Here is a 23,815-nt window from a genome sequence, read left to right as displayed (position 1 = left end):
CCCCAAAATGGTGCGTAAAATTAACCTGTTGCACGCGGACGCTTGCCTGCCATATACACTTGCTATATACCGTAATGACGTATAATTTGATGAATAAACAGGCTAAAGGAGAGGTTGGATGTCCACGAGTACAATCTTTATCAATAATCGCTCGCAGGCCGTGCGCATCCCGGCTGAGTTACGCTTTGCCGATGATGTGAAGGTGGTGAATGTCCGCGCGGTGGGGAATGAGCGGATTATCTCTCCCGCGCAGCACCGCTGGGATAGCTTTTTTTTGACCGACCCGGCGGTCTCGGAAGATTTTCCGGAGGAAAGACCCTCTCAACCGCAACCTGAGCGTGAGTCCTTTTAATGTATAAATATATGCTCGAGACGAATTTTGTCATCTACGTGATAAAACGGCGTCCGCTTGAGATGCTCGACCTGTTCAACGCCAATGCGGGGCGCATGGTGTTATCGTCCATTACGCTGGCCGAGCTGATGCACGCCGCGGAAAAAAGCGCGGATGCGGCGCGCAATTACCGGGCGGTGGAGAGTTTTGTTTCGCGCATGGAAGTCCTGGGGTATGGCGCGAAAGCGGCGCGGCATTATGGCGATATCCTGGCCCATCTGGAACAGACGGGCCTGCCGATAGGGGTAAACGAGGTGCATATCGCGGCCCATGCCCGCAGCGAGGGTTTGGTCGTCGTCACCAACAACCCGGCGGAATTCAGCCGGGTCGAGGGTTTGCTGATTGAAAACTGGATTAACTAAGGCGCCGGGCGCGCCTGTCATGGCCTAGCGCCGTACGGCGATGGCCTCGATTTCAATCTGCACGTCTTTCGGCAGGCGCGCCACTTCCACGCATGAACGGGCCGGGAAGGGCGCGTTATGTTCGGTGAAAAAAGCTTCGTAAGCGGCGTTGACGGTGCCGAAGTCGTTTAAATCCTTGACGAACACCGTGGTTTTAATAATATCCGCCACCTTCAGGCCGGCGGCTTCCACAATCGCCCGCACGTTGTCCAGCGATTGACGGGCCTGCGCCGCGATATCATCGGCCACCAGCCCGGTTTGCGGGTTAATGGGGATCTGGCCTGAGGTGAAAAGCATAGTGCCGAGATCGACCGCCTGAACGTAGGGTCCGATGGCGGCCGGTGCGTTTTCAGTACTGATAATACGGGACATGCTGGCTCCTGGGGTTGATAGGCGAATCAAAAAGCGTTGCCGGCCATTATAAGGACTAAACCGGCGCGTGCCCAGCTCAGGCGTTCTGGATAACCGCCTGATGCTCGAACTCTTTTTCACAATATTTGCATTTCAGGTGCACCTGGCTGTCGCGGCTTTTGACCGTAAAACCCGAGGCCACCGGCTCGCTGCGGCTGATGCAGTTGCTGTTGGGGCAGGTCAGCACCCCGTCGATGCGATCCGGCAGCGTCAGGGTCAGCTTGCGCACCACTTCATAGTTATCGATACGATTCACGGTGGCGTGGGGGGCGTACATCGCCAACTGGTTCGCCTGCTGTTCGGTAAGGAACACGTTCTCGATCTTGATCAGATCTTTTTTCCCCAACTGGTTCGACGGCAGGTTCAACCCGATGGTGATGCGCTGATCGGTGGCGGTCAGCTTAAACAGGGTCAGCAGCTTAAAACCCACCTGCGCCGGGATATGGTCGATCACCGTGCCGCGCTTGATTGCCTCGACCTGCAGTTTATTATCCTGAGTCATTCTCTTTCCCCTTAGCCTGCCAGTTGATCGTTTAACACCAGGGACAATAACGCCTGGCGCGCGAAAATGCCGTTGCCGGCCTGCTGGAAATAATACGCGTAGGGCGTGGCGTCCACCTCGTGGGCAATTTCATCCACCCTGGGCAGCGGATGCAGCACCTTGAGATTCGCGCGCGCCTTCAGCAGATCCACGGCGCGCAGCACAAACTGAGCCTTGACGTTGGCGTATTCCGACGGATCCAGCCGTTCTTTCTGCACCCGGGTCATATACAGGATATCCAGCTGCGGCATCACTTCCTCGATGGTGGCATGCACGCTGTACCCGATGCCTTTATCCGCCAGCATATTCAGGATATAGGCGGGCATCGCCAGCGCTTCCGGCGCGATCAGGAAAAAGTGATTGCCGTCGAACTTGGCCAGCGCCTGGGCCAGGGAGTGGACGGTGCGGCCGTACTTCAGGTCGCCCACCAGGGCCACGTTAAGGTTATTCAGCCGTCCCTGGGTTTCCTGAATGGTAAACAGGTCAAGCAGGGTCTGGGTCGGGTGCTGGTTGGCGCCGTCGCCGGCGTTGAGGATGGGCACGCCGCCGGAAAATTCGGTGGCGAGCCGGGCGGCCCCTTCCTGCGGATGGCGCATGACGATGGCGTCGACGTAGGTGCTGATAACCGAAATAGTATCCGCCAGGGTTTCGCCCTTTTTGCCCAGGGAGGTATTGCCGGCGTCGGAGAACCCGACCACCGAGGCGCCCAGGCGGTGGATGGCGGTTTCAAACGACAGCCTGGTACGGGTGGAGGCTTCAAAAAAACAGCTGGCCACCACTTTATGTTTCAACAGCTCCGGTTGCGGACGGGCTTTCAGGCCGGCTGCGGTGCGCAGTACCAGCTCCAGCTCCTCGCGGTTCAGGTCATTAATGGAAATGATGTGTTTTTGATAAAGGGGGTTAGCCATGTATGTCCTCCTTACGGGTGTCGTTGACGCCGGCCTTGCGCAAGTGTAGATCGCGGTCCGGGATAGCGCGCAAAAAAAAGCCCCTCAACGAGGGGCCTGATACGGATAGATAAAAACGGGCAACGGGAGCAGCAACGGCGGCTGGCCGCCTGCGGGCAGGCGGCGGCAGTCATAGGCAGCAAAAATCACGCAGCTGTTCATTGATCCTCCCGGCAAATTGCCCGGAATTATACGCGCGTGCCGGCACACTTCAAGGGCCAAAACGCCGATATTTATGAATAAGCAAACGATTGGCTTGCTAATCAAAATAAGTGTTAAATAACTCTCTTTTTTCGCGCGCAATCTGATTTATAATGAAACGATATTTCATTTTAAGGAAAAATTATGATCACCGGTAATATCCATCATCTCGATCTCGTGCCTTATCTGCCCGCCAAGCTGCGTGACGCCATCGACTATGTCAAACAACACATTACCAGCGAGACGCCGCTGGGTAAGCATGATATCGACGGCGACCGGGTATTTGTGCTGATCTCCAACGACAGCACCGATCTGCTGGAAAAGCGTCGCGCCGAGTTCCACGCTAAATATCTCGATATCCAGATCGTGCTGGACGGCGTGGAAGGCATGACCTTCAGCAACCTGCCGGCGGGCAAGACCGATACCGACTGGCTGGCGGATAAGGATATTGCCTTCCTGGCCGCGGGCGAGCAGGAAAAACAGTTTGTGATGCAGGCGGGCGACTTTGTGGTGTATTACCCCGGCGAAGTGCATAAACCGCTGTGCGCGGTCGGCGCGCCGGCCCATGTGCGCAAAGCGGTGGTGAAAATCGACACCGCCCTGGTTCGCTGAACAGATAGCACGCCGGCTTATTCCCGCGCGAGCGTTGCCACCATCACCGCTTTGATGGTGTGCAACCGGTTCTCCGCCTGATCGAATACCAGGCTGTGCGCCGATTCAAACACCTCGTCGGTCACTTCCATGCCGCCGGCCAGGCCATATTGTTCGGCCATTTGTTTGCCTACGCCGGTCTGGTCGTCATGGAACGCGGGCAGGCAGTGCAGAAATTTCACCTCTGGGTTGCCGGTCAGCCGGAGCATCGCCATATTGACCTGGTAGGGACGCAGCAGGGCGATACGCTCTCCCCACAGGGCTTTCTCCTCGCCCATGGAAACCCAAACGTCGGTGTAGATAAAATCCACCTCGCGCACGCCCGCCGCGATATCCTCGGTCAGGGTAATATTGCCGCCGCGCTGTTGCGCCAGTTCGCGGCAATGGGCCACCAGCCGCTTATCCGGCCAACAGGCGCTGGGGGCGACCAGGCGTAAATCCAGGCCGGTCAGCGCCGCCGCTTCCAGCATGCTGTTGCCCATATTGTTGCGGGCGTCCCCCACGTAGGCGAACGCCATCTGCGCGAAGGTTTTCTGCGGCAGGTGTTCCTGCATGGTCAGCAGATCGGCCAGTAACTGGGTAGGGTGGAACTCGGTGGTTAACCCGTTCCACACCGGCACGCCGGCATGGCGCGCCAGTGTCTCGACGATCTCCTGACCGTAGCCGCGGTATTGAATGCCGTCGTAAAGCCGGCCCAGGACCCGGGCGGTATCCTTAATGGATTCCTTATGTCCGATCTGGCTGCCGCTCGGGCCGAGATAGGTGACGCGCGCGCCCTGATCGAATGCGGCGACTTCGAAAGAGCAGCGGGTGCGGGTCGAGTCTTTTTCGAAGATGAGCGCGATATTTATACCCGCCAGGCGCGGCGTTTCCCGCCCGGACTGTTTTTCCCGCTTCAGGCTGGCGGCCAGGGCCAGTAATTCATGGATCTCGGCGGGCGTGAAATCCAATAACTTCAGGAAATGACGGTGATAGAACTGGCTCATATGCGGCGTTCTCCGGTCTTAATCAATTGTAAATTGAATTTAAATTCACTTTATATGTATGAATATTCAATTTCAAGTGTTGATATCAATTCTTTCATGTTTAAGCTGGAGCCTTACCCCCGGCTGTGGGAAAATAGGTTCCTAACAGGCCGACCGACGCATTGAGGATTGAGGGCATGGCACATCAATTTCTGGAAGAGCAGCGTGACGAAACGCGTTTGATAATCGAAGAGCTGCTGGAAGATGGAAGCGACCCGGAAGCGCTTTACACCATCGAACACCATCTGTCCGCCGAGAATTTCGATACGCTGGAAAAAGCCGCGGTCGAAGCCTTCAAGCTGGGTTATGAAGTCACCGATGCCGAAGAGCTGGAAGTGGAAGACGGCTCCGTGCTGATGTGCTGCGACGCCGTCAGCGAAATCGCGCTGAACGCGGAACTCATCGACACCCAGGTCGAACAGCTGTTTACCCTGGCCGAGCGCTTGGGCGTTAATTATGACGGCTGGGGCACGTATTTTGAAGACGGCGAAGACGACGAAGCGGATGAGGACGGCGAAGAGGGGATTGACGGCTCGGCCCCGCCGGCGCGCGGCCTTCTGGATCAGGACGACAACGGCACCCGCCACTAAGGCCATACGCGCCGTCAGATCAAAGGCTTAAGCATCGTGACTTCGCAATCCACATGTCCGGTGTGGCCCATCGGCCCGGCGATATGCCCAAACCCCAGCCGTTCATACAGCGCTATGGCCCGGGTCAGGGTGGCGGTGGTTTCCAGGTAACAGTGGGTAAACCCCTGCCCGCGGGCAAAGTCCAGCGCCTTGAGCGCCAGCTCATGGGCCAGGCCGCGCCCGCGCAGGACCGATAAAAAATACATCTTCTGCAGTTCACATATCCCCACATCCGCGCCGGCCAGCGGGGCAATGCCGCCGCCGCCGGCAATCCTGCCTTCAAACTCAATCACCCAGTACGCGCTGCGCGGCTGGCTGTAGAGCTGGTACAGATTATCCAGGTTCGGGTCGGAGACGGTATAGCCTTTATCCGCCGTCAGGCCGAACTCGGCCGATACCTGGCGAATGACGTCGGCAATGGCATGGTTATCTTCCGGCGTAATGGGGCGCACCAGAATATTGACTGAAGTAGCTGTGGACATCGTCATTACCCAAAAAAGAAAAAAGACACTAAGCGTTCTGGATTTATTGTTATGAGTAATAGCATCGCGCGGGCGGCGGATGCAAATAAATTAAACGGCGGTTAAACTTTTGTCGATTGCCGGCAAACCTCCACACGCGCTGAAAGCGGGTGTGCCGGGCCGGGAACCGAGCGAGCGCCCACGTCTTTGCACGACGGCGCGGACGTTGGCACGCGCTTATGGCTCACCTCCGTGTGAGCCATAAGCGCGCGTCTATGTCGCCAGGGACGATTTACGCTCGCCCTCATGCCCGCGGGCATGGCCTGACCGGCAAACGCCCGCAGGTGACGCTTTCGTTGTCAGCTATAAATTGGCGATGGTCGCCTGCTGCTCCAGCAGCTTGGCCTTGGCGTCGGCATAACCCGCCAGTTTTTCCCGCTCTTTCGCCACCACCGCTTCCGGCGCGCGGGCGACAAAACCTTCGTTGGACAGCTTGCTCTCGATGCGCCCGATCTCGGTATCGATTTTCAGCACTTCGTTGGCCAGCCGGTCCAGCTCCAGGGCTTTGTCGATAATGCCCGCCATCGGGATCAGCAGTTCGCCTTCCTCCACCAGCTTGACGATGGAGACCGGGCCTTTCTCGCCGTCCGCCAGGATATCCAGGCTCTGCAGCCGCGCCAGCGTCTGGATAAAGCTCTTGTTATCCGCAATCCGCCGGCGGGTCAGCGCCGTGGCGCCGCGCACCAGGACATCCAGCGGTTTGCCGGGGGCGATATTCATCTCGCTGCGAATGGTGCGCACGGCGATAACCAGCTGTTTAATCCATTCCACGTCCGCCAGCGCCTGCGTATCGTCAAGCGTGGCGTCAAACTGCGGGAAGGCTTGCAGCATCAGCGTATCGTCGGTAATGCCCTTGAGCACCTTCACCCGCTGCCAGATGGTTTCGGTAATAAACGGCACTATGGGATGCGCCAGGCGCAGCAGGCCTTCCAGCACCTCCACCAGGGTATGGCGGGTGCCGCGCAATTCGGCCTCGGCGCCGCCGGTCATGACCGGTTTGGTCAGTTCCAGATACCAGTCGCAGAACTGGTTCCAGGTAAAGTCATAGAGGATATTGGCCGCCATATCGAAGCGGTAGCCGTCAAGCGCGTCGCGATAGGCTTTTACCGTACGGTTGAATTCCGCCAGGATCCAGCGGTCCGCCAGCGACAGGCTCATCTCGCCGCCATGCTGGCCGCAATCCTGGTCCTCGGTGTTCATCAGCACAAAGCGGCTGGCGTTCCACAGCTTATTACAAAAGTTGCGATAGCCTTCCAGGCGCTTCATATCCCAGTTGATATCGCGCCCGGTGGAGGCCAGCGCCGCCAGGGTAAAGCGCAGCGCGTCGGTGCCGTGCGGCTCGATGCCGTTGGGGAACTGCTTTTCGGTGCGCTTGCGGATTTTGTCCGCCAGCTGCGGCTGCATCATATTGCCGGTGCGCTTTTCGATAAGCGCCGGCAGCGAGATGCCGTCCACCATGTCCAGCGGGTCGATAACGTTGCCTTTGGATTTCGACATCTTTTGGCCTTCGTCGTCGCGGATAAGGCCGGTCATATACACGGTCTTGAACGGCACCTGCGCACGCCCCTGTTCATCCTTGACGAAATGCATGGTCAGCATGATCATGCGGGCGATCCAGAAGAAGATAATATCAAACCCGCTCACCAGCACGCTGGTGGGGTGGAAGGTCTTCAGCGCCTCGGTCGGCTCCGGCCAGCCCAGGGTGGAGAAGGTCCATAGGCCGGAGGAGAACCAGGTATCCAGCACGTCCTCGTCCTGGCGCAGCGCCACCGAGGCGTCAAGGCCGTTTTCACGGCGCACCTCGGCCTCGTCGCGCCCGACATAGACCTTGCCGGCGGCGTCGTACCAGGCCGGGATGCGATGTCCCCACCACAGCTGGCGGGAAATACACCAGTCCTGGATATCGCGCATCCAGCTGAAATACATATTTTCATACTGCTTCGGCACGAACCGGATAGCGTCGTTTTCCACCGCCTCGATGGCCACCTTGGCCAGCGGCGCGGTACGCACATACCACTGATCGGTCAGCATGGGTTCAATCACCACGCCGCCGCGATCGCCGTAAGGCACGGTCAGGGCATGGGGTTTGATTTCATCAAGCAGGCCCAGGGCGTCGAAGGCGGCGACCACCGCCTTGCGGGCGGCAAAACGCTCCAGGGAGCGGAATTCGGCCGGGATCTCGCCGCTCCAGGCGTCGCTGGCCTCGCCCAGGGTGTCGAACACTTCCGCCTGTTCGCGGATATCGCCGTCCAGGGTCAGGATATTGATCATCGGCAGGCCGTGGCGCTTGCCGACCTCATAGTCGTTAAAGTCATGGGCCGGGGTGATCTTCACGCAGCCGGTGCCCTTGGTCATATCGGCATGCTCGTCGCCGAGGATGGGGATGCGGCGGCCGACCAGCGGCAACAGGACGAATTTGCCGATCAGGTCTTTATAGCGCGGGTCCGCGGGGTTCACCGCCACGCCGGTATCGCCCAGCATGGTTTCCGGACGGGTGGTGGCCACCACCAGGTAGTCCCGGCCGTCCGCGGTCCTGGCGCCGTCGGCCAGCGGGTAGCGCAGGTGCCACATGGATCCCTGTGATTCGCGGTTTTCCACCTCCAGATCGGAAATGGCGGTGCGCAGCTTGGGATCCCAGTTCACCAGGCGTTTGCCGCGGTAAATCAAATCCTGCTTGAACAGCTGGACGAACACTTCCTTCACCGCCTCGGACAGCCCGGCGTCCATGGTAAAGCGCTCGCGCTCCCAATCCACCGAGGCGCCCAGGCGGCGCATCTGGCGGGTAATGGTGCCGCCGGATTCCGCCTTCCACTGCCAGATTTTTTCGATAAAGGCGTCGCGGCCGTAATCGTGGCGGGTCTTGCCCTCTTCGGCGGCGATTTTACGCTCCACCACCATCTGCGTGGCGATGCCCGCGTGATCGGTCCCCACCTGCCACAGGGTGTTTTTACCCTGCATGCGCTGGTAACGCACGATAATGTCCATAATGGTCTGCTGAAAGGCATGACCCATATGCAGGCTGCCGGTCACGTTCGGCGGCGGGATCATGATGCAGAAGCTTTCTTTGCTGGTATCGTTATGCGGCTTGAAATAGCCCTGTTTTTCCCAGTGCTCGTACAGCGGCTGCTCGATATCGTGCGGGTTATATGTCTTTTCCATTATGCGTCGTATTTCACTGCGTTGGCGGCGTGGCCGTGGTCAATTGGAAGCCGACGCTGCGATAGGCTTTATACCGGTCGCGCGCCAACTGTTTTAATGCGTCTTCGTCCGGGACGAAGTCTATCACTTCATGGAAAGCGGAGGCAAAATCCGCGCACTGCGGCAGCAGGCTTATCAGCAGCTCGCGCGGCGCATTGCCGCGGCGTTTGGGCCAGCACAGCTCCACCGGCGCGCCATAGCGCGGCCCCTCGCCCGCCAGGTTATGGGGAACAAACGCGGCCGGGTCCCGCTGCCATAAGGCTTCGTCCAGCCTCAGCGCCTGCTCCTCGTCGTCACAGGCTATCAGCACCCTTTTGCCGGCGCGCCAGTGGAGCGCCGCCAGATCGCAGGCCAGCCGCTCCACAGGGCTAAGCCCTTCCTGGAGATCCTGCCGGTCGAGAAGATAAAAGGTTGCGTTTTTCATGTACCGTTTTAGTCAAGCCTGAGGGGGAGAACGGAAAAATAACGGGCGGCCTGGGCCGCCCGGACAAGTTTACCTTTTTTAGGCCTACTCGTCACCGTTGAGACCGGAGCGATTGAGCAGAAACTGCGCCAGCATGGAGACCGGACGCCCGGTAGCGCCCTTGGCCTTGCCCGAACGCCAGGCGGTGCCGGCGATATCCAGATGCGCCCAGCTGTATTTACGGGCGAAACGGGACAGGAAGCAGCCGGCGGTAATGGCGCCGCCCGGTCGCCCGCCGATATTGGCCATATCGGCGAAATTGGACTCCAGCTGCTCCTGGAACTCATCTCCCAGCGGCAGGCGCCAGGCGCGGTCGCCCGACTGCTCGGCGGCGGCGATAAGCTCGTGGGCCAGCGGATTATGGTTGGACATCAGCCCGGTCAAGTGATGGCCCAGGGCGATAACGCAGGCGCCGGTCAGGGTGGCGACGTCAATCACCAGCTCGGGGTCGAAACGCTCGACATAGGTCAGCGCGTCGCACAGCACCAGCCGCCCCTCGGCGTCGGTATTCAGCACTTCCACCGTCTGGCCGGACAGGGTGGTCAGCACATCGCCGGGACGGAAGGATCGCCCGTCGACCATATTCTCGCATCCCGCCAGCACGCCCACCAGGTTCAGCGGCAGGCTCAGCTCCAGCGCCATGCGCATCACGCCGTACACGGTGGCGGCGCCGCACATATCGTATTTCATCTCGTCCATGCTGTCGGCGGGCTTGATGGAGATGCCGCCGGCATCAAAGGTCAAGCCTTTGCCCACCAGCACGATCGGACGCGCTTCCGGGTCCGGATTGCCCTTATATTCGATAACCGACATCAGAGATTCGTTTTGCGAGCCCTGGCCGACCGCCAGATAGGCGTTCATGCCCAGCTCTTTCATCTGCTGCTCGCCGATAACGCGGGTGGTGGTGGTCTTGCCGTACTTATCCGCCAACTGGCGCGCCTGGGATGCCAGGTAGGCCGGATTGCAGATATTGGGCGGCATATTGCCCAGGTCCTTCGCGGCCTTGATGCCGGAGGCGATGGCCAGTCCATGCTGGATGGCGCGCTCGCCGCCGGTAAGCTCGCGGCGGGTGGGCACGTTAAACACCATCTTGCGCAGCGGCCGGCGCGGTTCGGCCTTATTGCTTTTCAGCTGGTCGAAGGTATAAAGCGACTCTTTGGAGGTTTCCACCGCCTGGCGCACTTTCCAGTAGGTGTTACGCCCCTTGACATGCAGTTCGGTCAAAAAGCAGACGGCTTCCATTGATCCGGTGTCATTCAGCGTATTAATGGTTTTCTGGATCACCTGCTTGTACTGGCGCTCATCCAGCTCGCGTTCCTTGCCGCATCCGATAAGCAGGATACGCTCGGAAAGCACATTGGGAACATGGTGCAGCAGCAATGTCTGGCCCACCTTCCCTTCCAGTTCGCCGCGGCGCAGTAAGGCACTGATATAACCATCGCTGATTTTGTCGAGCTGTTCGGCAATCGGCGACAGACGGCGCGGTTCGAAGACGCCGACGACAATACAGGCACTGCGTTGTTTTTCCGGGCTACCGCTTTTTACACTGAACTCCATGCACTCTCCTGAATCTTAAAGACAAAGACGGCCAACCGGGATAAAATATTTCATTCCCTATCGTATCCCCCGCCTTTGCATTAACTCTTATGTGTTAATCTGAACGACGCAAAGGACGTTATTCCGGCAATAATCAGTGCGTTCTCATAGCACAGCCGAACGCTTAATGTTGTTATACTCTATCTGGCGATAAAGGTGACTAATTGATACGCATTAATAGTGCATTAGCGAAGAAATTATCGATTTTCCTGCAAAAAGACAAGTTTTCACAGGCGAAATAAGCGTGATCATCATTAGATATCTGGTTCGGGAAACCTTTAAAAGCCAGCTGGCCATCCTGTTTATCCTGCTGCTGATTTTTTTCTGTCAGAAGCTGGTGCGGGTCCTGGGCGCGGCGGTAGACGGCGATATCCCGACAAACCTGGTGTTATCCCTGCTCGGTTTAGGCGTGCCGGAAATGGCGCAGTTGATTCTTCCCCTTAGCCTGTTCCTTGGGTTACTGATGACCCTGAGCCGGTTGTATGCCGAAAGCGAAATAACCGTCATGCACGCATGCGGGCTGGGCAAGAGCGTACTGATCAAGGCGGCGCTGCTATTAAGCGTGCTGACGGCGTTATTCGCGGCCGCCAATGTCATCTGGCTGTCGCCCTGGTCGTCCCGGCACCAGGACGAGGTGCTGGCGGAGGCCAAGGCCAACCCCAGCATGGCGGCCATGGTGGGCGGGCAGTTCCAGGCGGCGCAAAACGGCAACTCCGTCCTCTTTGTCGGCAACGTCAAAGGGCAGGAATTCCAGAACGTCTTCCTGGCGCAGCTGCGCCCGCGTGGTAACTCGCGCCCCTCGGTGGTGGTGGCGGACCAGGGCCATATGACCCAGCGTCCCGACGGCTCGCAGGTGGTTAACCTCAATAAAGGCACCCGCTACGAGGGCACCGCGCTGCTGCGTGATTTTCGCATTACCGATTTTACCCAGTACCAGGCGGTCATCGGCCACCAGGCGGTATCGGTGAACAACAACGACGCCGAGCAGATGACCCTGCAGGCCCTGTGGCAATCCAGCCAGCCGGAAGCGCGCGCGGAGCTGCAGTGGCGCCTTACCCTTATCATATCGGTGTTTATCATGGCTATCATGGTGGTGCCGCTCAGCGCGGTCAACCCGCGCCAGGGCAGGGTATTAAGCATGCTGCCCGCAATGCTGCTGTACCTGGTGTTCTTTTTGCTGCAAAGCTCGCTGCGCTCCAACGGCGCCAAGGGCAAGCTTGATCCGGTGATATGGATGTGGCTGGTCAACCTGGCCTACCTGGGCATCGCCCTGCTGCTTAACCTGTGGGACAGCGTACCGTTCAGACGGGCGCGCGAACGTTTACATATCAGAGGAGCGGCCTGATGTTTGGAGTACTGGACCGCTATATCGGTAAAACCATCTTCAACACCATCATGATGACCCTGTTCATGCTGGTGTCGTTGTCGGGCATCATCAAATTCGTCGATCAGCTGCGCAAGGTGGGGCAGGGCGATTACTCCGCGGCGGGCGCCGGGCTCTATACCCTGCTGAGCGTGCCGAAGGATATTGAAATCTTTTTCCCGATGGCGGCGCTGCTCGGCGCGCTGATGGGGCTCGGCACCCTGGCCAGCCGCAGCGAGCTGGTGGTGATGCAAGCCTCCGGTTTCACCCGCATGCAAATCGCCGCGGCGGTAATGAAAACCGCCATCCCGCTGGTGCTTCTGACCATGGCCATCGGCGAATGGGTCGCCCCCCAGGGCGAGCAGATGGCGCGTAATTTCCGCTCGCAGTCGTTATACGGCGGCTCCATGCTGTCGGTGCAAAACGGTCTCTGGGCCAAGGACGGCAGCGATTTTATCTACATCGAACGGGTGGTCAGCGACAACCAGCTGTCGGGGGTGAATATCTATCACTTCAACCACGAGAACCGCCTGCAGACGCTGCGCTACGCCGCCAGCGCCACCTTTACCGACGGCACCTGGCGCCTGGCGCAGGTGGATGAATCCGACCTGACCGACAGCCAGCAGATCACCGGCCGGCAAACGCTCAGCGGGGAATGGAAAACCAACCTCACCCCCGATAAGCTGGGCGTGGTGGCGCTCGACCCGGAATCACTGTCTATTTCCGGGCTGTACGACTATGTCAAATATCTCAAGCAGAGCGGGCAGGAAGCCAGCCGATACCAGCTGAATATGTGGAGCAAGATCTTCTCGCCCTTCTCGGTGGCGGTGATGATGCTGATGGCCCTGTCGTTTATTTTCGGCCCGCTGCGCAGCGTGGCGATGGGCGTGCGGATGATCACCGGTATCAGCTTCGGCTTCTTGTTCTACGTGTTGGATCAGATCTTCGGACCGCTCAGCCTGGTGTACAATATGCCGCCGCTGTTCGGCGCGCTGCTCCCCAGCATGGCCTTCCTGGTGATAAGCGTGGCGTTGCTCTTGAAGAAACGGTAAAGATATCCCGACGCGCTAACAGGCAAAACCTGTTAGCGCCGGGTTGGATTGGCGCAGGCCCATTGCATCGACCTTCAGATTCAGCTCTCTTATTACAACCGTAAAAAACTCATTTAATACTCTCGACAAACATCACCTTGGTCAGGTCGCGCAGCCATTTATGGCAGGGCGAGTGATTATGCTTGGAATGCCAAGCCTGGATGATGCTGCGTTTGCCCAAATCAAAATCGGCGCTGAAAAACTCCACCGCGATATTCAGTTTACGCAGGTTATTCACCACAAAATCCGGCACGATGGCCAGCGCGTCGGAATGGGTAATGGCGTTCATGGTGGCCATATAACCGGGCGTGGTGCCCATCACATGGCGCGTGGACCAAAAATATTTCATTGCTTCGTCCGACCCGGCCGGGTATTTTTCCTTGGTCTGGACAAAATGATATTTCAATAAGTTATCCATATTTTTATCCCCACAAATAATAGGGTGACCGCAGCGGCACATAAAATAACATTTGGCCGAGTGAATGGTGCGGATGGTAATTTCTGGATTGAGATCGCGCATTTCGCCAATGTAGAGATCAATATCGTTGGAGCGCAGGAAATCATCATCAAATTCCGAATCATGCACCATATTAATAAAGACATTCGGTGCGCTGCGCTGTATTTCGCTGAATAACGAGGCGTTAAGGGTAAAGACGATGGTGGCGTTCGCCGCGATGGTGAAGGACACCGTGGTGGTATGGGGTTCAAAGGCCATATTGGTATTGAGCATCGACTCAATGCGGTTGACCAGTTGGCGCACATCCTCCTTAAGTGCGATAGCCTTGGGCGTGGGGATCAGTTTTGTGCCGCTGCGCACCAGGATGGGATCGTTGAACAGCCCCCGAATCTTATTCAGCGATTTGCTGATGGCCGGCGCGGTGACGTTCAGTTTCCTGGCCGCCAGATTTACGCTACAGTCTTCCAGCAGCGCATTGAGTACTATCAATAAATTGAAATCAAAGTTATTCATATAATTGTCATGATCTAGAACGCTGGTTTGAGGGATATCCGATAGCTAAACGGATATAAATGCAAAATAAATTATTATCCTGCTTCTACTGCTCCTATATATCGATAGCATGAGAATTATTAACGTACTGCTTTCAGTGACTAATGATTTTATCTTTTATTTTTTAACGATGACAAGGCGAAAATATCTCCAATGAAATGCATCAGCGCCGGAGAAGGCCATAAAATGACCGCGGAAGGGCGCTGGCGCTGGCATGTCTTGCCATTATTGTTGCGTTTCATAATATAGTTAATTGAGTGTAAATAGCATGATATTAATATTATGTTTACCATGTGAAGGGCGGTTTTATGATAACCGAATATAAGCGGGGGAGGGAAACTAATACACACAAACTGACTGTGGATGTGCCTTATGTTGAACTTAGTCTGAGAATTGCAACTACCCTTTAGTATAGGTGGCGTTGTCGCCCGCGGGCATATGCCATGCCGGACGGCATATCCGGCGCGGTAGTTCCCGCGCCTTATCCCGCGCGGTCAGGAAATGAAATTCTTGCTTTGTTTCAGCACCACATCGCAGGCCTTGGTTTTCACCTTCTGCCCCAGTTGTGAATTGCTCAGATCGTTAAGATTCACCTGGCCGTTTTTACCGGTGGTCAGCAGGCCGCCCAGGCCTTCCTGATAATCCTGGCTTTTGGCGTTGGCGGTGCTGGTAATCCCCAGCTTGCCAAGCAACTGGTCCTTCAGCGTCGAGGTGCCGTTGGCGGACAGCAGGTTATTTTTAACACAGTATTGCAGCACGCCGGCGGCATTGGTCATGCTGCTGGAGCTTAACGCCTTGTCGCCGCCGTTCAGCAGGCCCGACAGGGCGGCCAGCGAACTGGCGTTATTGCCGGTGGTGGCGCCGGCGGTGCCGGACCCGTTGCCGGTGGACGATTTATTCAGCTCGGTAACCGCGCTGTTAACCGAATCCATCCAGTTGCCGGCCGCCTGGGCCACGCCCGAGGCCAAACCGGTGCAGAGCGCGGCGGCAACGGCCAGCGCCATTAACCTGCGGTGGGTGGTGATCATAATAAGCCTACTCCTGAAATAGTCGCGCCGGACGCGCCGGCTGTTAATCTGCGAATAACCTACCCCACACCCGCGCCGCACCGCCAGCGCGGACGGGTGAAAACCCCCCGCCGGACGGCAAATTAAGACTATTCCCGACGGCCGGTGCTATCTTAAGTACAGAAACGAAACATAAACGGAACATAACGGAGTGCAGCAATGCCGGAAGGACCGGAAATCCGCCGCGCCGCCGATACCCTGCTGGCGGCGATGGCAAACAGGCCCCTAACCCGGGCCTGGTTCGCTTTTCCCCACCTTAAGCCTTATGAGGACGGATTGGTGGGCCAGCATATCGAGAAAATCGATACCCGGGGCAAAGCCCTGCTGACCTGGTTTTCCAATGGCCAGGTGCTTTACAGCCATAATCAGCTCTATGGCGTCTGGCGGGTGGCCGCGGCCGGGGAATCACCGGTCACCAAACGCGATCTGCGGGTGCGCCTGGAAAACGCCGACCAGGCCATCCTGCTCTACAGCGCCTCGGATATCAAAATCCTCAGCGCCGATGAACTGGCCGCGCATCCGTTTTTACTGCGCATCGGTCCCGACGCCCTGGATATGGCCCTGACGGTGGACGAGGTCATCGATCGCCTATCGTCGCCCCGCTTTAGCGGCCGCCAGTTCGGCGGCCTGCTGCTGGACCAGTCGTTTATCGCCGGCCTGGGCAACTACCTACGGGTGGAGATTCTCTGGCAGGCGGGCCTGACCGCGCAGCACAAGGCGCGTGATTTAAGCGCGCAGCAGCTGCGCCGCCTGTGCGAGGCCATCCTTGAAATCCCGCGCTTGTCCTACGCCACCCGAGGACAAAGCGATATCGATAAGCACCACGGCGCGGTATTCCGCTTCCGGGTCTTTCACCGCGCGGGCAAGCCCTGCGAGCGCTGCGGCCGGCCGATAGAAAAAACCACGGTAGCATCGCGGCCGTTTTACTGGTGCCCGGGATGCCAGCGGTAAAAAAGGCGCCGGCGCGGGATGGGTTCACATACCGGCCGCATGAATCCGCCCGGAAGGGTGTTTTTTCAGCAGTCGGCAGCACCTGAAGCTGATTAGTATTGCGCCGGGATGCGTTAACGGTATAATGCACCTCGTTTTCCGTATACTAACTTCAGTGCCGAAGTGGCGAAATCGGTAGACGCAGTTGATTCAAAATCAACCGCCTTCGGGCATGCCGGTTCGATTCCGGCCTTCGGCACCATGCAGAATAATTTCAATTAAAACAGAAGGTTAAGCTACCTGAATTACCTTTCTGTCACCTGAAACTGTACTGAACCCTAACACACGAAAATGCCTCTGTGGTTAGTAGTGGCTATTTGGGATTCTAACTTACAGTGGCGTGTAGTTCCAGGCTCAAACACGTAGCATTATCCAACTTGAAGCTAATGACGCAGCCAACGTCTTTAAAATTTCCCATCACAGATTAATCATACGCATTTAAGCCCGATGTGTGGCGTTGTACAGCCCCAAACAGGTCTATGGTGGTAAACGTACCTGCACACGATATGCAGGCTCTACTAGCGTCTCAGCCACGCTCCTAACGGTACACGGTTATCCTGATAAGGTGTGATTACTCTGGACAGCTAATGAAGTCGCTACGCTCCGCATGTTGGCAGTACCACCAACGGGGCTTTATGGCTGCTATTGCCAGTTATCAAAGACTAAAGTCAAAGGGGTTAAATAAGGTTTTTATAGAGGGTTTAAGTTTGCGCACTCTAACTTGAGATGCTTCCAGAATTTTTCCCCTTATTGATGAGTCTTCTGAAGGTGTGCAAATCTCTGTATGTATTGCGTTGAAAATGCCCATAAGTTCACGGCCTGCTTCCAGATGTTTTAATCCCAGCAATTCGGAACTCAAAAGAGGAAGTTCATCAACTCTTTCTGTTTTATGGTAGCAATTACCATTTGGCCCCAAGGTATCTATGGTTCTTATAATCCGTAAGGCTTCCTTCTTCAAATTTGAAAAAGCTACTGCCTTTGAGACTACTATACCCATATAGCCACCAGTGACTAAACTCATCAAAAGGTTGACCAAAAAATCTGACATCTATTTCACTCCTATTTCACTCACGTAGATTACATATTGTCCTTTCTTATCACAGATTATAAGATAAACAAGCGTTTATCATGATGTGAGGTTAAGGATGAGTCGTCGTGTAGCTGAGACTAAGCAAGAGGTTCGTTCGCTCTACCTAAACTGGCCTGAACGACGTCAGCAGAATCCAGGGAAAAGCATGTTGTTCCAAGCATACCTGCGACAGCAAAATGGTTTCTCATACATGCAATTTGGTCGAGAGGGAATGCATCAGGCTGTAACAAGCTGGGTTGATGAGTGGGATTGTTTTTACAATTGAGGTCTTAAATGGGTATCACATTAGCCAGTGCAGCAACCGCCGTTGGGATCATAGATAAAGCTGTAGGTATCACTAAAAAACTTTCTGACAACAGTCCTGAACTCGATAAAGCTACGCTCAAACTTGAGTTAGCAAACTTGATGGTTGAACTGGCAAGCGTGAAGATGGAGGTGATCTCTCTTCAGGCACTTGTGTTCGATGCGGAGCTAAAGAATAAAGCTCTTGAGGAAAAGCTCAAAGACAATGAGAGCTTTATCTTCAAATCCGGTGTGTACTGGAAAGATGGCGATGATACAGCCTTTTGCCCAAAATGTTGGGAAAAGGATGGTAAAAAGCTACACATGCTTGCACTTGATAATCAAACCTCACTTTTTGGTGATAGTTATGCGAAACCTAACTGGTATTGCAGAGGTTGTGGAACCTCCTTTGATAGGGTGTAAATCGCAGGTAATGACCTAACAGTGCCAATTCATATTCAGCGAGATATGTCAATTAAATGTTGATATTTGTTGCATAAATGTTAATATGGATTATGCCCGATGATTACCCCGCATTCATCAAGCCCATCATGTATGAATACCTCTCTAACAAACTCTTCAATGTCACCTGACAGATTACTTTGATTGTCCCTGCAAGTTGATGCGGGTCGTAAAACCAGTGTTAGCTCTCATACATGGCTGACGGTTTCTCGTGGAGACAATTCTTTTTTAGGTGACATTGAAGAGTTTTTTATTGTCTGTTTGACAGTAGCTCTACTATCCCGCAACCACTTATCACACTTGAGGTTTTAATGTATGGAATGACCACATTCACCAAATCTTATCACCATGTAATGCTTGATAAAGATCCCCGTATGACCAAACCCATGAAAGAAGTCTATTGCTTCTTACTCAGCTTCCAGGAAACTGAATCAATCAACCAGATTTTCCCATCTACTCAGAAAATTGCTGAATTTACGTGCAATTCAGATAGAACGGTTAAGCGTGCGACAAAAGCATTACAAGACATCGGCCTGATCCAGAAAACACGTCGCTTCAACTCATCCAGTATTTTTAAGGTCATGCCCTATGCTACGAAAGATGTAGGGGCCACACAGTCCCTTACCATTGGGCCACACAGTCCCCAGCCTGGGGCCACAGTGTCCTCTTATAAGATCACTGATAAGATCAAAGATAAGATCAGTTTAGAAGAGGAAGGTCAAAACCAGGACGCTTCGCTGTCACAGGTAAACATGGGATTGGATGAAACCAGAATCCATTGTGATAAGAGCGATAGCGATCTTAATCTTGGGGAAGAAATCTCTGAAGAGAAATCTGTAAAGAGAGAAGAACTGGTGACGAAAACATACGCCAGTATGCCTCCTGCTCAAGATGACTTCGATGATGAACCACTCGACCATAGCGATGATTATTCAGATGATTCATTTACTGCATCTCAAGATGACGACGATGAACTGCTTGATCATGACGATGATGTAAAAGTACCCAATCAGAACATCTTCGCTACCGGTAACCGTATCGGAATGGCTCCGCACCAGAAAAAGCGTCAGAAGCAACTCATTCGTAACAACCCCGTCTATTAATCCTCCTGCTCAGTCTTAACCCTCAAGGCTGAGCGTTAATCTTATGTCAGCATAGACTCCATCTCATACACAAGGTATCTCACCAAATGTACTCGCTAATCCCAACACAGGAAGTGCAACGCTTCCTCTCTCTAATCCACTCTGGACAGACCCCCTCTCAGGCTGCTGTTCAAGCAGGTCTGAACCCACATGAAGCCATCCTGATCCGTAAACTCGCAGGTCTTCCCGTCAACAGTCCTAAGCAGAACATCCCTGAAAAGGTCGTTAAGCTGCGTTTTCAGGGACTAACTCACAAACAGATTGCTCAACAGCTCGGTATTTCCCAGAGCTACGTCAACCTGATCCTATGCAAGCATCGCAAAACACTCACCCGGTAACTGAGCAATGACCCAGCAATTTCTTTTCCATATCCTGTACGACACTCTCCCCTGTAGCGTCCTGACGGTGTTCATTCTGAAACTCGTTGACGATCTGACCAGCAAAGACGATTGAAGAGACACCATTCAGGCGAATATCAATTTAACTTCTTGATTTGTAATTATTTATCTGAGAAATCTCTGATGGGTATCTGCTCATTGCGTTACGGTACAGCTACCCAGCTCCCCACCTTATTTGGAAAATCTGCATAATGTCCGAAAATAACCAACTTACACCCGCTGATGATTCAGCCACTGCACCAGCCTTGCTTCGTACCTGCATCAATCCAGCAGACATCGATCTGTTCCAGGCCGCTGTGTTCTATCGTGACCCGACACTGTTAGCACTCTTCAGCTTGAAGCCTGACGATGTTCAGCTTAAAGACCAGCTTGCTGTGATGGGTAAATTCACCGCTGACCGCAATGCTCAACGCAGACACGAACAGTCTAAGGTCAACAAACAGCTTAAGGGCTTAACTGACCAGACAGCCTCAACAGACGTTACAACATCCATTAACACTGTGACCCAATCTCAACCAGCATCGGCTACACCAACCTTTCAACGTCACGCAGGGCTAACCAGTCAATTCGCCCCCAAAGTGGTCGCTTAATCGTTCACATAGGGTATACCTGATTTGAAAACAGATTTTGTGAATAAATTTGTTCATATAGGATTATTTTTATTTACTCTACATAGTTATTTCACGTAGAATAATCACATTGAAACCCATTGTGAACAACAGGCCAACCATGAAGACAACAGCTCATATCTACCTGCGTGCATCGACCTCTGACCAAGATGCAACACGTGCTCTCCAGACTGTTAATCAGTTCGCTGATGACCACCAGCTTAAGAACGTGGTTCACTACGTTGAAAACTTCTCTGGTGCAAAGCTGGAACGTCCAGAACTCTCCAGATTGCTCAGCAGTGCCAAGAAGGGCGATCTGATTCTTGTTGAAAGCATCGACCGTTTGACTCGCTTACCAGCAGCACAATACGAAGAACTGAAAGCAATCATTGCTCAACGTGGTTTACGTGTTGTCGTGGTTGATCTGCCAACATCGCACGGTGCATTGAAAGCATCAGCAGATGACAGGATCATTCAGTTGATAAATGGTCTGATGATGGATATCGCTGCTCACTATGCCCATGAGGACTACACCAAACGCCGTGAACGTCAGTCACAGGGTATTGCGAAAGCGAAAGAAGAGGGCAAGTATCAGGGACGCCCAGCAGACACAGCGTTACGTGACAAGATTGCCCGTTACCTGGTTAAAGGTGGCTACACATACGCAGAGATAGCAAAACTGTGCGAGTGCTCTGTGGGAATGGTGGCAAAAGTGAAGAAGCTCACGAGTGGTTTTGACCCCATATATCCATGCACCTATTCCCGCTTAGGTTGATGGTTTCCCCCTGCGCCGATATTCTCTTGGTGAGCGATATCCTAAAGCGCTGTGCGGGTGATATTCGTTGTAATGTTCGAACGCTAACGGCAGGTTCAACACTGCCGTCTGGCTGTCCGGTTTTGGCATCATGCCGATATAATCACGCTTCATCGTCTTAACGAAGCTTTCTGCTACACCATTACTTTGTGGACTTCTGATCGCGGTCGTTCGGGGCTCCAGGCCCAGCATTTTAGCAAAGCTCCGGGTTTCATCGGCACGATAGGCCGAACCGTTATCCGTCAGCCATTCGAGGGGCGCTGTCGGCAGGTTTTGCCCGAACCGGCGTTCAACTGAGCGTAGCATAACGTCCTGTACCGTATCGCTGTCATAACCGCCGGTGCTGGCCGCCTAGTCCAAGGCTTCCCTGTCGCCACAGTCGATGGCGAAGGTGACCCGCAGCTTTTCGCCGTTATCGCAGCGGAACTCGAAGCCATCCGAACTCCAGCGCCGATTGCTTTCGGCCACCGCCACCCGGCCTGTGTGACGACGGGTATCCGGTGTGGGACGGGGTTTCGACTCTAACAACAAGCCGTTGTCACGCATCACGCGCCATACCCGTTTTGCGTTCACCCTCGGCAGACCTTCCTGCTCCGAACGGCGGCGCAGATTAGCCCAGATGCGTCGATAGCCATAACTCGGAAGGTCGGCAACTTCGGCACGGATGTGTTCCAGTAATTCGGCGTCATCTTGATGCCGCTGCATGCGACCGTCCTGCCAGTCAGCCTGCCGATAACGATAAAGCGAGAGCTGCGCACGCGACACACCCAGAGCTTCACTCACTGGTTTTACTCGTCGTCCCCGGGCAATAAGGGTCCGTGCGCAATCCATTTTTTTGCTTTGCCGTATTCTACCGCCTCCTTAAGGATCTCATTTTCCATGGTTTTCTTACCCAGGAGACGCTGGAGTTCACGGATCTGTTTCATGGCACTGTTTAACTCAGAAGCCGGCACAACTTCTTCGTCGGCAGAGACCGCCGTCAGGCTGCCATCCTGGTATTGCTTACGCCATTTAAAGACTTGATTAGCATTCACATTATGACGACGAGCGACAAGAGAAACGGAGCTTCCTGGCTGGAAGGTCTCCTGAACGATGGCGATCTTCTCCTGCGGAGTGCGACGACGGCGTCGCTCTGGCTCAGTAAGAACAGTACCCATGATTTCGCTTTGACCAGTCTTGAACATAGTTCCAAGCCTACCTCTTATTTTAGGCGGGTCAAAGTGTATGGATCATCAGGGGGCTAATACAAGCTCAGACCTAAAGAATCAGGTTCACGTGTCGAGCAGATTTTGACTGAACTTCGCCAGATTGGTGTGATTGCCATTAATGCCCCTCCAGCAATACCTCATACCCAATCAAAGGTAACGAGTTGCCCTTCTCTCCTGAAGATGCGGGATCAGTATCTTCTCCAGTTCAGCGAGAAGCGGAAGCTGACTACCCTGTCTAAAACAAATAAAGCTGTAGAGGTTTTCTTATCCCATCTTGGTAAACGTGATATTCAGCTTAGTGAGATAAACCGTACATCTGTCACAGGCTGGCTTGATAAGCTTAAACAAGAGAAGGCACTACAGACGATACAGAACTACATCAGCTCCCTTGCTCAAATCTGGGATCTGGCCCGTAATCGTTATCACGATGCACCACAGGATAACCCTTGGCGTGGTCATGGACTGGAAGCGAAAAGCAGTAAGGTTAGCTATGAGGTTTTTGCACATACTGAGATAGCGAAAGTCTTTGCTGCAATGAATGGTGACGCAGAAATGCAAGCTGTTACGCTGATAGGTATGTACAGCGGTATGCGTCTCAATGAAATCTGTTCATTGAAAACGGACAATATTAAGAGTGTTGAAGGTGTGTTGTGTTTTGAAATTATGGAAGGTAAGACGAAATCAGCGAAAAGATTAGTTCCTGTTCATAGCGCACTTAAGACACTCGTTGAATCATTGCTTCAGACGCCTTCTAACGGCTTCTTATTCTACCGGGCATCTATTATTGAGCGTGCAGATGGTAAGCGATCCACGTGGCATACACAGCGTTTTACGAGGGCTAAATGGAAGGTTTTAGGAAAACAAGGAAGCGAGAAGAAGGTGTTTCACAGCTTGCGTCATGAATTTGCTCAACAGCTTGACCGAGCGCAAGTACCTGAGGATAGGATAGCCCTGCTTATGGGGCATGAACGAGGCAAAACAGAGAGTTTCAAAACTTACAGTAAATCAGGTTCTCCCATCGAATTAGCACGTTATGTAGAAAATATCACTTACCCATTGTTAGAAGCAGAAGAATGAAAAGTATACTGATTGCTATTTTGCTGCTGGTGGGTTTGAGTAATTTTTCAGAGGCTGCACAGCTTAAGGAGAAGTTTCGGGATGATAACAACGACCTGATCTGCGTGTATGATAGCCACGGTCACAGAGTGTACGTTAACGCTGGCTTCTCTGGTCATTGCAGTTTCAGCGTATCAGATGACGAGCTTTAAAAAGTCTGTGAGATAGACGAAGACAATGATGCGGTGCAGCAATCAAGG

24 protein-coding genes, 1 tRNA gene and 2 pseudogenes are annotated in these 23,815 nt (G+C 54.3%); 15 read left to right on the top strand and 12 right to left on the bottom strand.

All coding sequences use genetic code 11. The features are described 5' to 3' along the window. Window positions 1-118: 118 nt before the first annotated feature. Both vapB and vapC read left to right on the top strand, forming a co-directional pair. Window positions 119-352 (top strand): type II toxin-antitoxin system VapB family antitoxin, encoded by a 234-nt coding sequence (gene vapB, locus ACL2XN_RS15900; RefSeq protein ID WP_410012541.1) that lies wholly within the window; start codon window positions 119-121, stop codon window positions 350-352. Beyond that, window positions 352-753 carry a tRNA(fMet)-specific endonuclease VapC gene (gene vapC, locus ACL2XN_RS15895; RefSeq protein ID WP_410012540.1) on the top strand — a complete coding sequence of 134 codons (402 nt, stop codon included), beginning with the start codon at window positions 352-354 and terminating at the stop codon, window positions 751-753. The genes vapB and vapC overlap by 1 nt, the downstream gene beginning before the upstream one ends. Window positions 754-777: 24 nt before the next feature. On the opposite strand, the gene ridA is transcribed toward vapC, so the two are convergent. The 3 genes from ridA to pyrB form a co-directional block, all read right to left on the bottom strand. Next, the gene (gene ridA, locus ACL2XN_RS15890; RefSeq protein ID WP_410012539.1) at window positions 778-1,164 is read right to left on the bottom strand and encodes a 2-iminobutanoate/2-iminopropanoate deaminase; all 387 of its coding nucleotides are present in this window, start codon (window positions 1,162-1,164) and stop codon (window positions 778-780) included. Window positions 1,165-1,240: 76 nt separating this feature from the next. After that, window positions 1,241-1,705, bottom strand: a complete 465-nt coding sequence (gene pyrI / locus ACL2XN_RS15885) for an aspartate carbamoyltransferase regulatory subunit (protein WP_410012538.1) — start codon at window positions 1,703-1,705, stop codon at window positions 1,241-1,243. Window positions 1,706-1,716: 11 nt separating this feature from the next. Then, window positions 1,717-2,652 (bottom strand): aspartate carbamoyltransferase, encoded by a 936-nt coding sequence (pyrB, locus tag ACL2XN_RS15880; RefSeq protein WP_410012537.1) that lies wholly within the window; start codon window positions 2,650-2,652, stop codon window positions 1,717-1,719. 384 nt (window positions 2,653-3,036) lie between these two features. Between pyrB and ACL2XN_RS15875 the strand changes: the two genes are divergently transcribed. Then, a complete protein-coding gene (locus ACL2XN_RS15875; RefSeq protein WP_410012536.1) occupies window positions 3,037-3,504 on the top strand; it encodes a YhcH/YjgK/YiaL family protein in 468 nt (155 codons plus the stop codon). Between the two features lie 17 nt (window positions 3,505-3,521). Here the strand turns inward: ACL2XN_RS15875 and argF are convergent, their stop codons facing one another. Beyond that, the gene (gene argF / locus ACL2XN_RS15870) at window positions 3,522-4,529 is read right to left on the bottom strand and encodes an ornithine carbamoyltransferase (RefSeq protein WP_413729055.1); all 1,008 of its coding nucleotides are present in this window, start codon (window positions 4,527-4,529) and stop codon (window positions 3,522-3,524) included. A 176-nt stretch (window positions 4,530-4,705) separates the two neighbouring features. Between argF and rraB the strand changes: the two genes are divergently transcribed. Beyond that, window positions 4,706-5,158, top strand: a complete 453-nt coding sequence (gene rraB / locus ACL2XN_RS15865) for a ribonuclease E inhibitor RraB (protein ID WP_413729054.1) — start codon at window positions 4,706-4,708, stop codon at window positions 5,156-5,158. A 14-nt stretch (window positions 5,159-5,172) separates the two neighbouring features. Here the strand turns inward: rraB and ACL2XN_RS15860 are convergent, their stop codons facing one another. The 4 genes from ACL2XN_RS15860 to pepA form a co-directional block, all read right to left on the bottom strand. Beyond that, complete coding sequence (locus ACL2XN_RS15860) at window positions 5,173-5,679, bottom strand: GNAT family N-acetyltransferase (protein ID WP_410012533.1); 507 nt, start codon at window positions 5,677-5,679, stop codon at window positions 5,173-5,175. Window positions 5,680-6,021: 342 nt separating this feature from the next. Next, a complete protein-coding gene (locus tag ACL2XN_RS15855) occupies window positions 6,022-8,877 on the bottom strand; it encodes a valine--tRNA ligase (protein ID WP_410012532.1) in 2,856 nt (951 codons plus the stop codon). Between the two features lie 13 nt (window positions 8,878-8,890). Continuing rightward, on the bottom strand, window positions 8,891-9,340 hold the full coding sequence (locus ACL2XN_RS15850) for a DNA polymerase III subunit chi (protein ID WP_413729053.1): 450 nt from the start codon (window positions 9,338-9,340) through the stop codon (window positions 8,891-8,893). A gap of 84 nt (window positions 9,341-9,424) precedes the next feature. Further along, window positions 9,425-10,936, bottom strand: a complete 1,512-nt coding sequence (pepA, locus tag ACL2XN_RS15845) for a leucyl aminopeptidase (RefSeq protein ID WP_331122916.1) — start codon at window positions 10,934-10,936, stop codon at window positions 9,425-9,427. Window positions 10,937-11,219: 283 nt separating this feature from the next. On the opposite strand from pepA, the gene lptF reads away from it, so the two are divergent. Both lptF and lptG read left to right on the top strand, forming a co-directional pair. Then, window positions 11,220-12,320 (top strand): LPS export ABC transporter permease LptF, encoded by a 1,101-nt coding sequence (gene lptF / locus ACL2XN_RS15840; protein WP_413729052.1) that lies wholly within the window; start codon window positions 11,220-11,222, stop codon window positions 12,318-12,320. Continuing rightward, window positions 12,320-13,390 carry an LPS export ABC transporter permease LptG gene (gene lptG, locus ACL2XN_RS15835; RefSeq protein WP_410012529.1) on the top strand — a complete coding sequence of 357 codons (1,071 nt, stop codon included), beginning with the start codon at window positions 12,320-12,322 and terminating at the stop codon, window positions 13,388-13,390. The genes lptF and lptG overlap by 1 nt, the downstream gene beginning before the upstream one ends. Before the next feature lie 109 nt (window positions 13,391-13,499). Here the strand turns inward: lptG and ACL2XN_RS15830 are convergent, their stop codons facing one another. Together ACL2XN_RS15830 and ACL2XN_RS15825 are read right to left on the bottom strand one after the other, a co-directional pair. Beyond that, on the bottom strand, window positions 13,500-14,399 hold the full coding sequence (locus ACL2XN_RS15830) for a LysR family transcriptional regulator (RefSeq protein ID WP_410012528.1): 900 nt from the start codon (window positions 14,397-14,399) through the stop codon (window positions 13,500-13,502). Window positions 14,400-14,932: 533 nt separating this feature from the next. Continuing rightward, window positions 14,933-15,466 carry a DUF2501 domain-containing protein gene (locus tag ACL2XN_RS15825; protein WP_410012527.1) on the bottom strand — a complete coding sequence of 178 codons (534 nt, stop codon included), beginning with the start codon at window positions 15,464-15,466 and terminating at the stop codon, window positions 14,933-14,935. Between the two features lie 198 nt (window positions 15,467-15,664). Between ACL2XN_RS15825 and nei the strand changes: the two genes are divergently transcribed. Further along, entirely contained in the window at window positions 15,665-16,456 is a 792-nt protein-coding gene (nei, locus tag ACL2XN_RS15820; protein WP_413729051.1) for an endonuclease VIII, read from the top strand. A gap of 156 nt (window positions 16,457-16,612) precedes the next feature. Continuing rightward, a tRNA-Leu gene (locus tag ACL2XN_RS15815) sits at window positions 16,613-16,697 on the top strand. Window positions 16,698-17,150: 453 nt separating this feature from the next. Here ACL2XN_RS15815 and ACL2XN_RS15810 read toward each other — a convergent pair. Next, window positions 17,151-17,543 carry a hypothetical protein gene (locus ACL2XN_RS15810; protein WP_413729050.1) on the bottom strand — a complete coding sequence of 131 codons (393 nt, stop codon included), beginning with the start codon at window positions 17,541-17,543 and terminating at the stop codon, window positions 17,151-17,153. A 315-nt stretch (window positions 17,544-17,858) separates the two neighbouring features. Between ACL2XN_RS15810 and ACL2XN_RS15805 the strand changes: the two genes are divergently transcribed. The 5 genes from ACL2XN_RS15805 (at window position 17,859) to ACL2XN_RS15785 (ending at window position 21,252) form a co-directional block, all read left to right on the top strand. Beyond that, window positions 17,859-18,290, top strand: coding sequence for a hypothetical protein (locus ACL2XN_RS15805; protein ID WP_413729049.1), 432 nt, complete (start codon window positions 17,859-17,861; stop codon window positions 18,288-18,290). A gap of 359 nt (window positions 18,291-18,649) precedes the next feature. After that, window positions 18,650-19,432 carry a helix-turn-helix domain-containing protein gene (locus ACL2XN_RS15800; RefSeq protein ID WP_413729048.1) on the top strand — a complete coding sequence of 261 codons (783 nt, stop codon included), beginning with the start codon at window positions 18,650-18,652 and terminating at the stop codon, window positions 19,430-19,432. Window positions 19,433-19,518: 86 nt separating this feature from the next. Continuing rightward, window positions 19,519-19,809: a hypothetical protein gene (locus ACL2XN_RS15795; RefSeq protein ID WP_413729047.1), complete on the top strand. Its 291-nt coding sequence runs from the start codon at window positions 19,519-19,521 to the stop codon at window positions 19,807-19,809. Window positions 19,810-20,060: 251 nt separating this feature from the next. Beyond that, window positions 20,061-20,459 carry a hypothetical protein gene (locus ACL2XN_RS15790; RefSeq protein ID WP_413729046.1) on the top strand — a complete coding sequence of 133 codons (399 nt, stop codon included), beginning with the start codon at window positions 20,061-20,063 and terminating at the stop codon, window positions 20,457-20,459. 139 nt (window positions 20,460-20,598) lie between these two features. Continuing rightward, entirely contained in the window at window positions 20,599-21,252 is a 654-nt protein-coding gene (locus tag ACL2XN_RS15785) for a recombinase family protein (RefSeq protein ID WP_413729045.1), read from the top strand. Here ACL2XN_RS15785 and ACL2XN_RS15780 read toward each other — a convergent pair. Next, a pseudogene (locus ACL2XN_RS15780) lies at window positions 21,244-22,448 on the bottom strand (IS3 family transposase). The gene ACL2XN_RS15785 and the pseudogene ACL2XN_RS15780 overlap by 9 nt on opposite strands. Window positions 22,449-22,541: 93 nt before the next feature. Between ACL2XN_RS15780 and ACL2XN_RS15775 the strand changes: the two are divergent. Next, window positions 22,542-23,576 (top strand): annotated as a pseudogene (locus ACL2XN_RS15775) (site-specific integrase); the annotation flags it as partial. Continuing rightward, window positions 23,573-23,767 carry a hypothetical protein gene (locus ACL2XN_RS15770; RefSeq protein ID WP_413729044.1) on the top strand — a complete coding sequence of 65 codons (195 nt, stop codon included), beginning with the start codon at window positions 23,573-23,575 and terminating at the stop codon, window positions 23,765-23,767. The pseudogene ACL2XN_RS15775 and the gene ACL2XN_RS15770, both read left to right, overlap by 4 nt. The last annotated feature ends 48 nt before the right edge of the window (window positions 23,768-23,815 follow it).

The organism is Sodalis sp. RH22, assembly GCF_047324165.1.
Lineage (GTDB): Bacteria > Pseudomonadota > Gammaproteobacteria > Enterobacterales > Enterobacteriaceae > Acerihabitans.
The sequence above is the reverse complement of the archived record's forward strand: the minus strand, read 5'-3'. Positions and strand labels throughout refer to the sequence as shown.

Excerpts from the sequence above, each read along its gene's own strand:
- vapB (WP_410012541.1), top strand. The coding sequence starts at position 119 with ATGTCCACGAGTACAATCTTTATCAATAATCGCTCGCAGGCCGTGCGC.
- vapC (WP_410012540.1), top strand. The coding sequence starts at position 352 with ATGTATAAATATATGCTCGAGACGAATTTTGTCATCTACGTGATAAAA.
- ridA (WP_410012539.1), bottom strand. The coding sequence starts at position 1,164 with ATGTCCCGTATTATCAGTACTGAAAACGCACCGGCCGCCATCGGACCC.
- pyrI (WP_410012538.1), bottom strand. The coding sequence starts at position 1,705 with ATGACTCAGGATAATAAACTGCAGGTCGAGGCAATCAAGCGCGGCACG.
- pyrB (WP_410012537.1), bottom strand. The coding sequence starts at position 2,652 with ATGGCTAACCCCCTTTATCAAAAACACATCATTTCCATTAATGACCTG.
- ACL2XN_RS15875 (WP_410012536.1), top strand. The coding sequence starts at position 3,037 with ATGATCACCGGTAATATCCATCATCTCGATCTCGTGCCTTATCTGCCC.
- argF (WP_413729055.1), bottom strand. The coding sequence starts at position 4,529 with ATGAGCCAGTTCTATCACCGTCATTTCCTGAAGTTATTGGATTTCACG.
- rraB (WP_413729054.1), top strand. The coding sequence starts at position 4,706 with ATGGCACATCAATTTCTGGAAGAGCAGCGTGACGAAACGCGTTTGATA.
- ACL2XN_RS15860 (WP_410012533.1), bottom strand. The coding sequence starts at position 5,679 with ATGTCCACAGCTACTTCAGTCAATATTCTGGTGCGCCCCATTACGCCG.
- ACL2XN_RS15855 (WP_410012532.1), bottom strand. The coding sequence starts at position 8,877 with ATGGAAAAGACATATAACCCGCACGATATCGAGCAGCCGCTGTACGAG.
- ACL2XN_RS15850 (WP_413729053.1), bottom strand. The coding sequence starts at position 9,340 with ATGAAAAACGCAACCTTTTATCTTCTCGACCGGCAGGATCTCCAGGAA.
- pepA (WP_331122916.1), bottom strand. The coding sequence starts at position 10,936 with ATGGAGTTCAGTGTAAAAAGCGGTAGCCCGGAAAAACAACGCAGTGCC.
- lptG (WP_410012529.1), top strand. The coding sequence starts at position 12,320 with ATGTTTGGAGTACTGGACCGCTATATCGGTAAAACCATCTTCAACACC.
- ACL2XN_RS15830 (WP_410012528.1), bottom strand. The coding sequence starts at position 14,399 with ATGAATAACTTTGATTTCAATTTATTGATAGTACTCAATGCGCTGCTG.
- ACL2XN_RS15825 (WP_410012527.1), bottom strand. The coding sequence starts at position 15,466 with ATGATCACCACCCACCGCAGGTTAATGGCGCTGGCCGTTGCCGCCGCG.
- nei (WP_413729051.1), top strand. The coding sequence starts at position 15,665 with ATGCCGGAAGGACCGGAAATCCGCCGCGCCGCCGATACCCTGCTGGCG.
- ACL2XN_RS15810 (WP_413729050.1), bottom strand. The coding sequence starts at position 17,543 with ATGTCAGATTTTTTGGTCAACCTTTTGATGAGTTTAGTCACTGGTGGC.
- ACL2XN_RS15805 (WP_413729049.1), top strand. The coding sequence starts at position 17,859 with ATGGGTATCACATTAGCCAGTGCAGCAACCGCCGTTGGGATCATAGAT.
- ACL2XN_RS15800 (WP_413729048.1), top strand. The coding sequence starts at position 18,650 with ATGACCACATTCACCAAATCTTATCACCATGTAATGCTTGATAAAGAT.
- ACL2XN_RS15795 (WP_413729047.1), top strand. The coding sequence starts at position 19,519 with ATGTACTCGCTAATCCCAACACAGGAAGTGCAACGCTTCCTCTCTCTA.
- ACL2XN_RS15790 (WP_413729046.1), top strand. The coding sequence starts at position 20,061 with ATGTCCGAAAATAACCAACTTACACCCGCTGATGATTCAGCCACTGCA.
- ACL2XN_RS15785 (WP_413729045.1), top strand. The coding sequence starts at position 20,599 with ATGAAGACAACAGCTCATATCTACCTGCGTGCATCGACCTCTGACCAA.
- ACL2XN_RS15770 (WP_413729044.1), top strand. The coding sequence starts at position 23,573 with ATGAAAAGTATACTGATTGCTATTTTGCTGCTGGTGGGTTTGAGTAAT.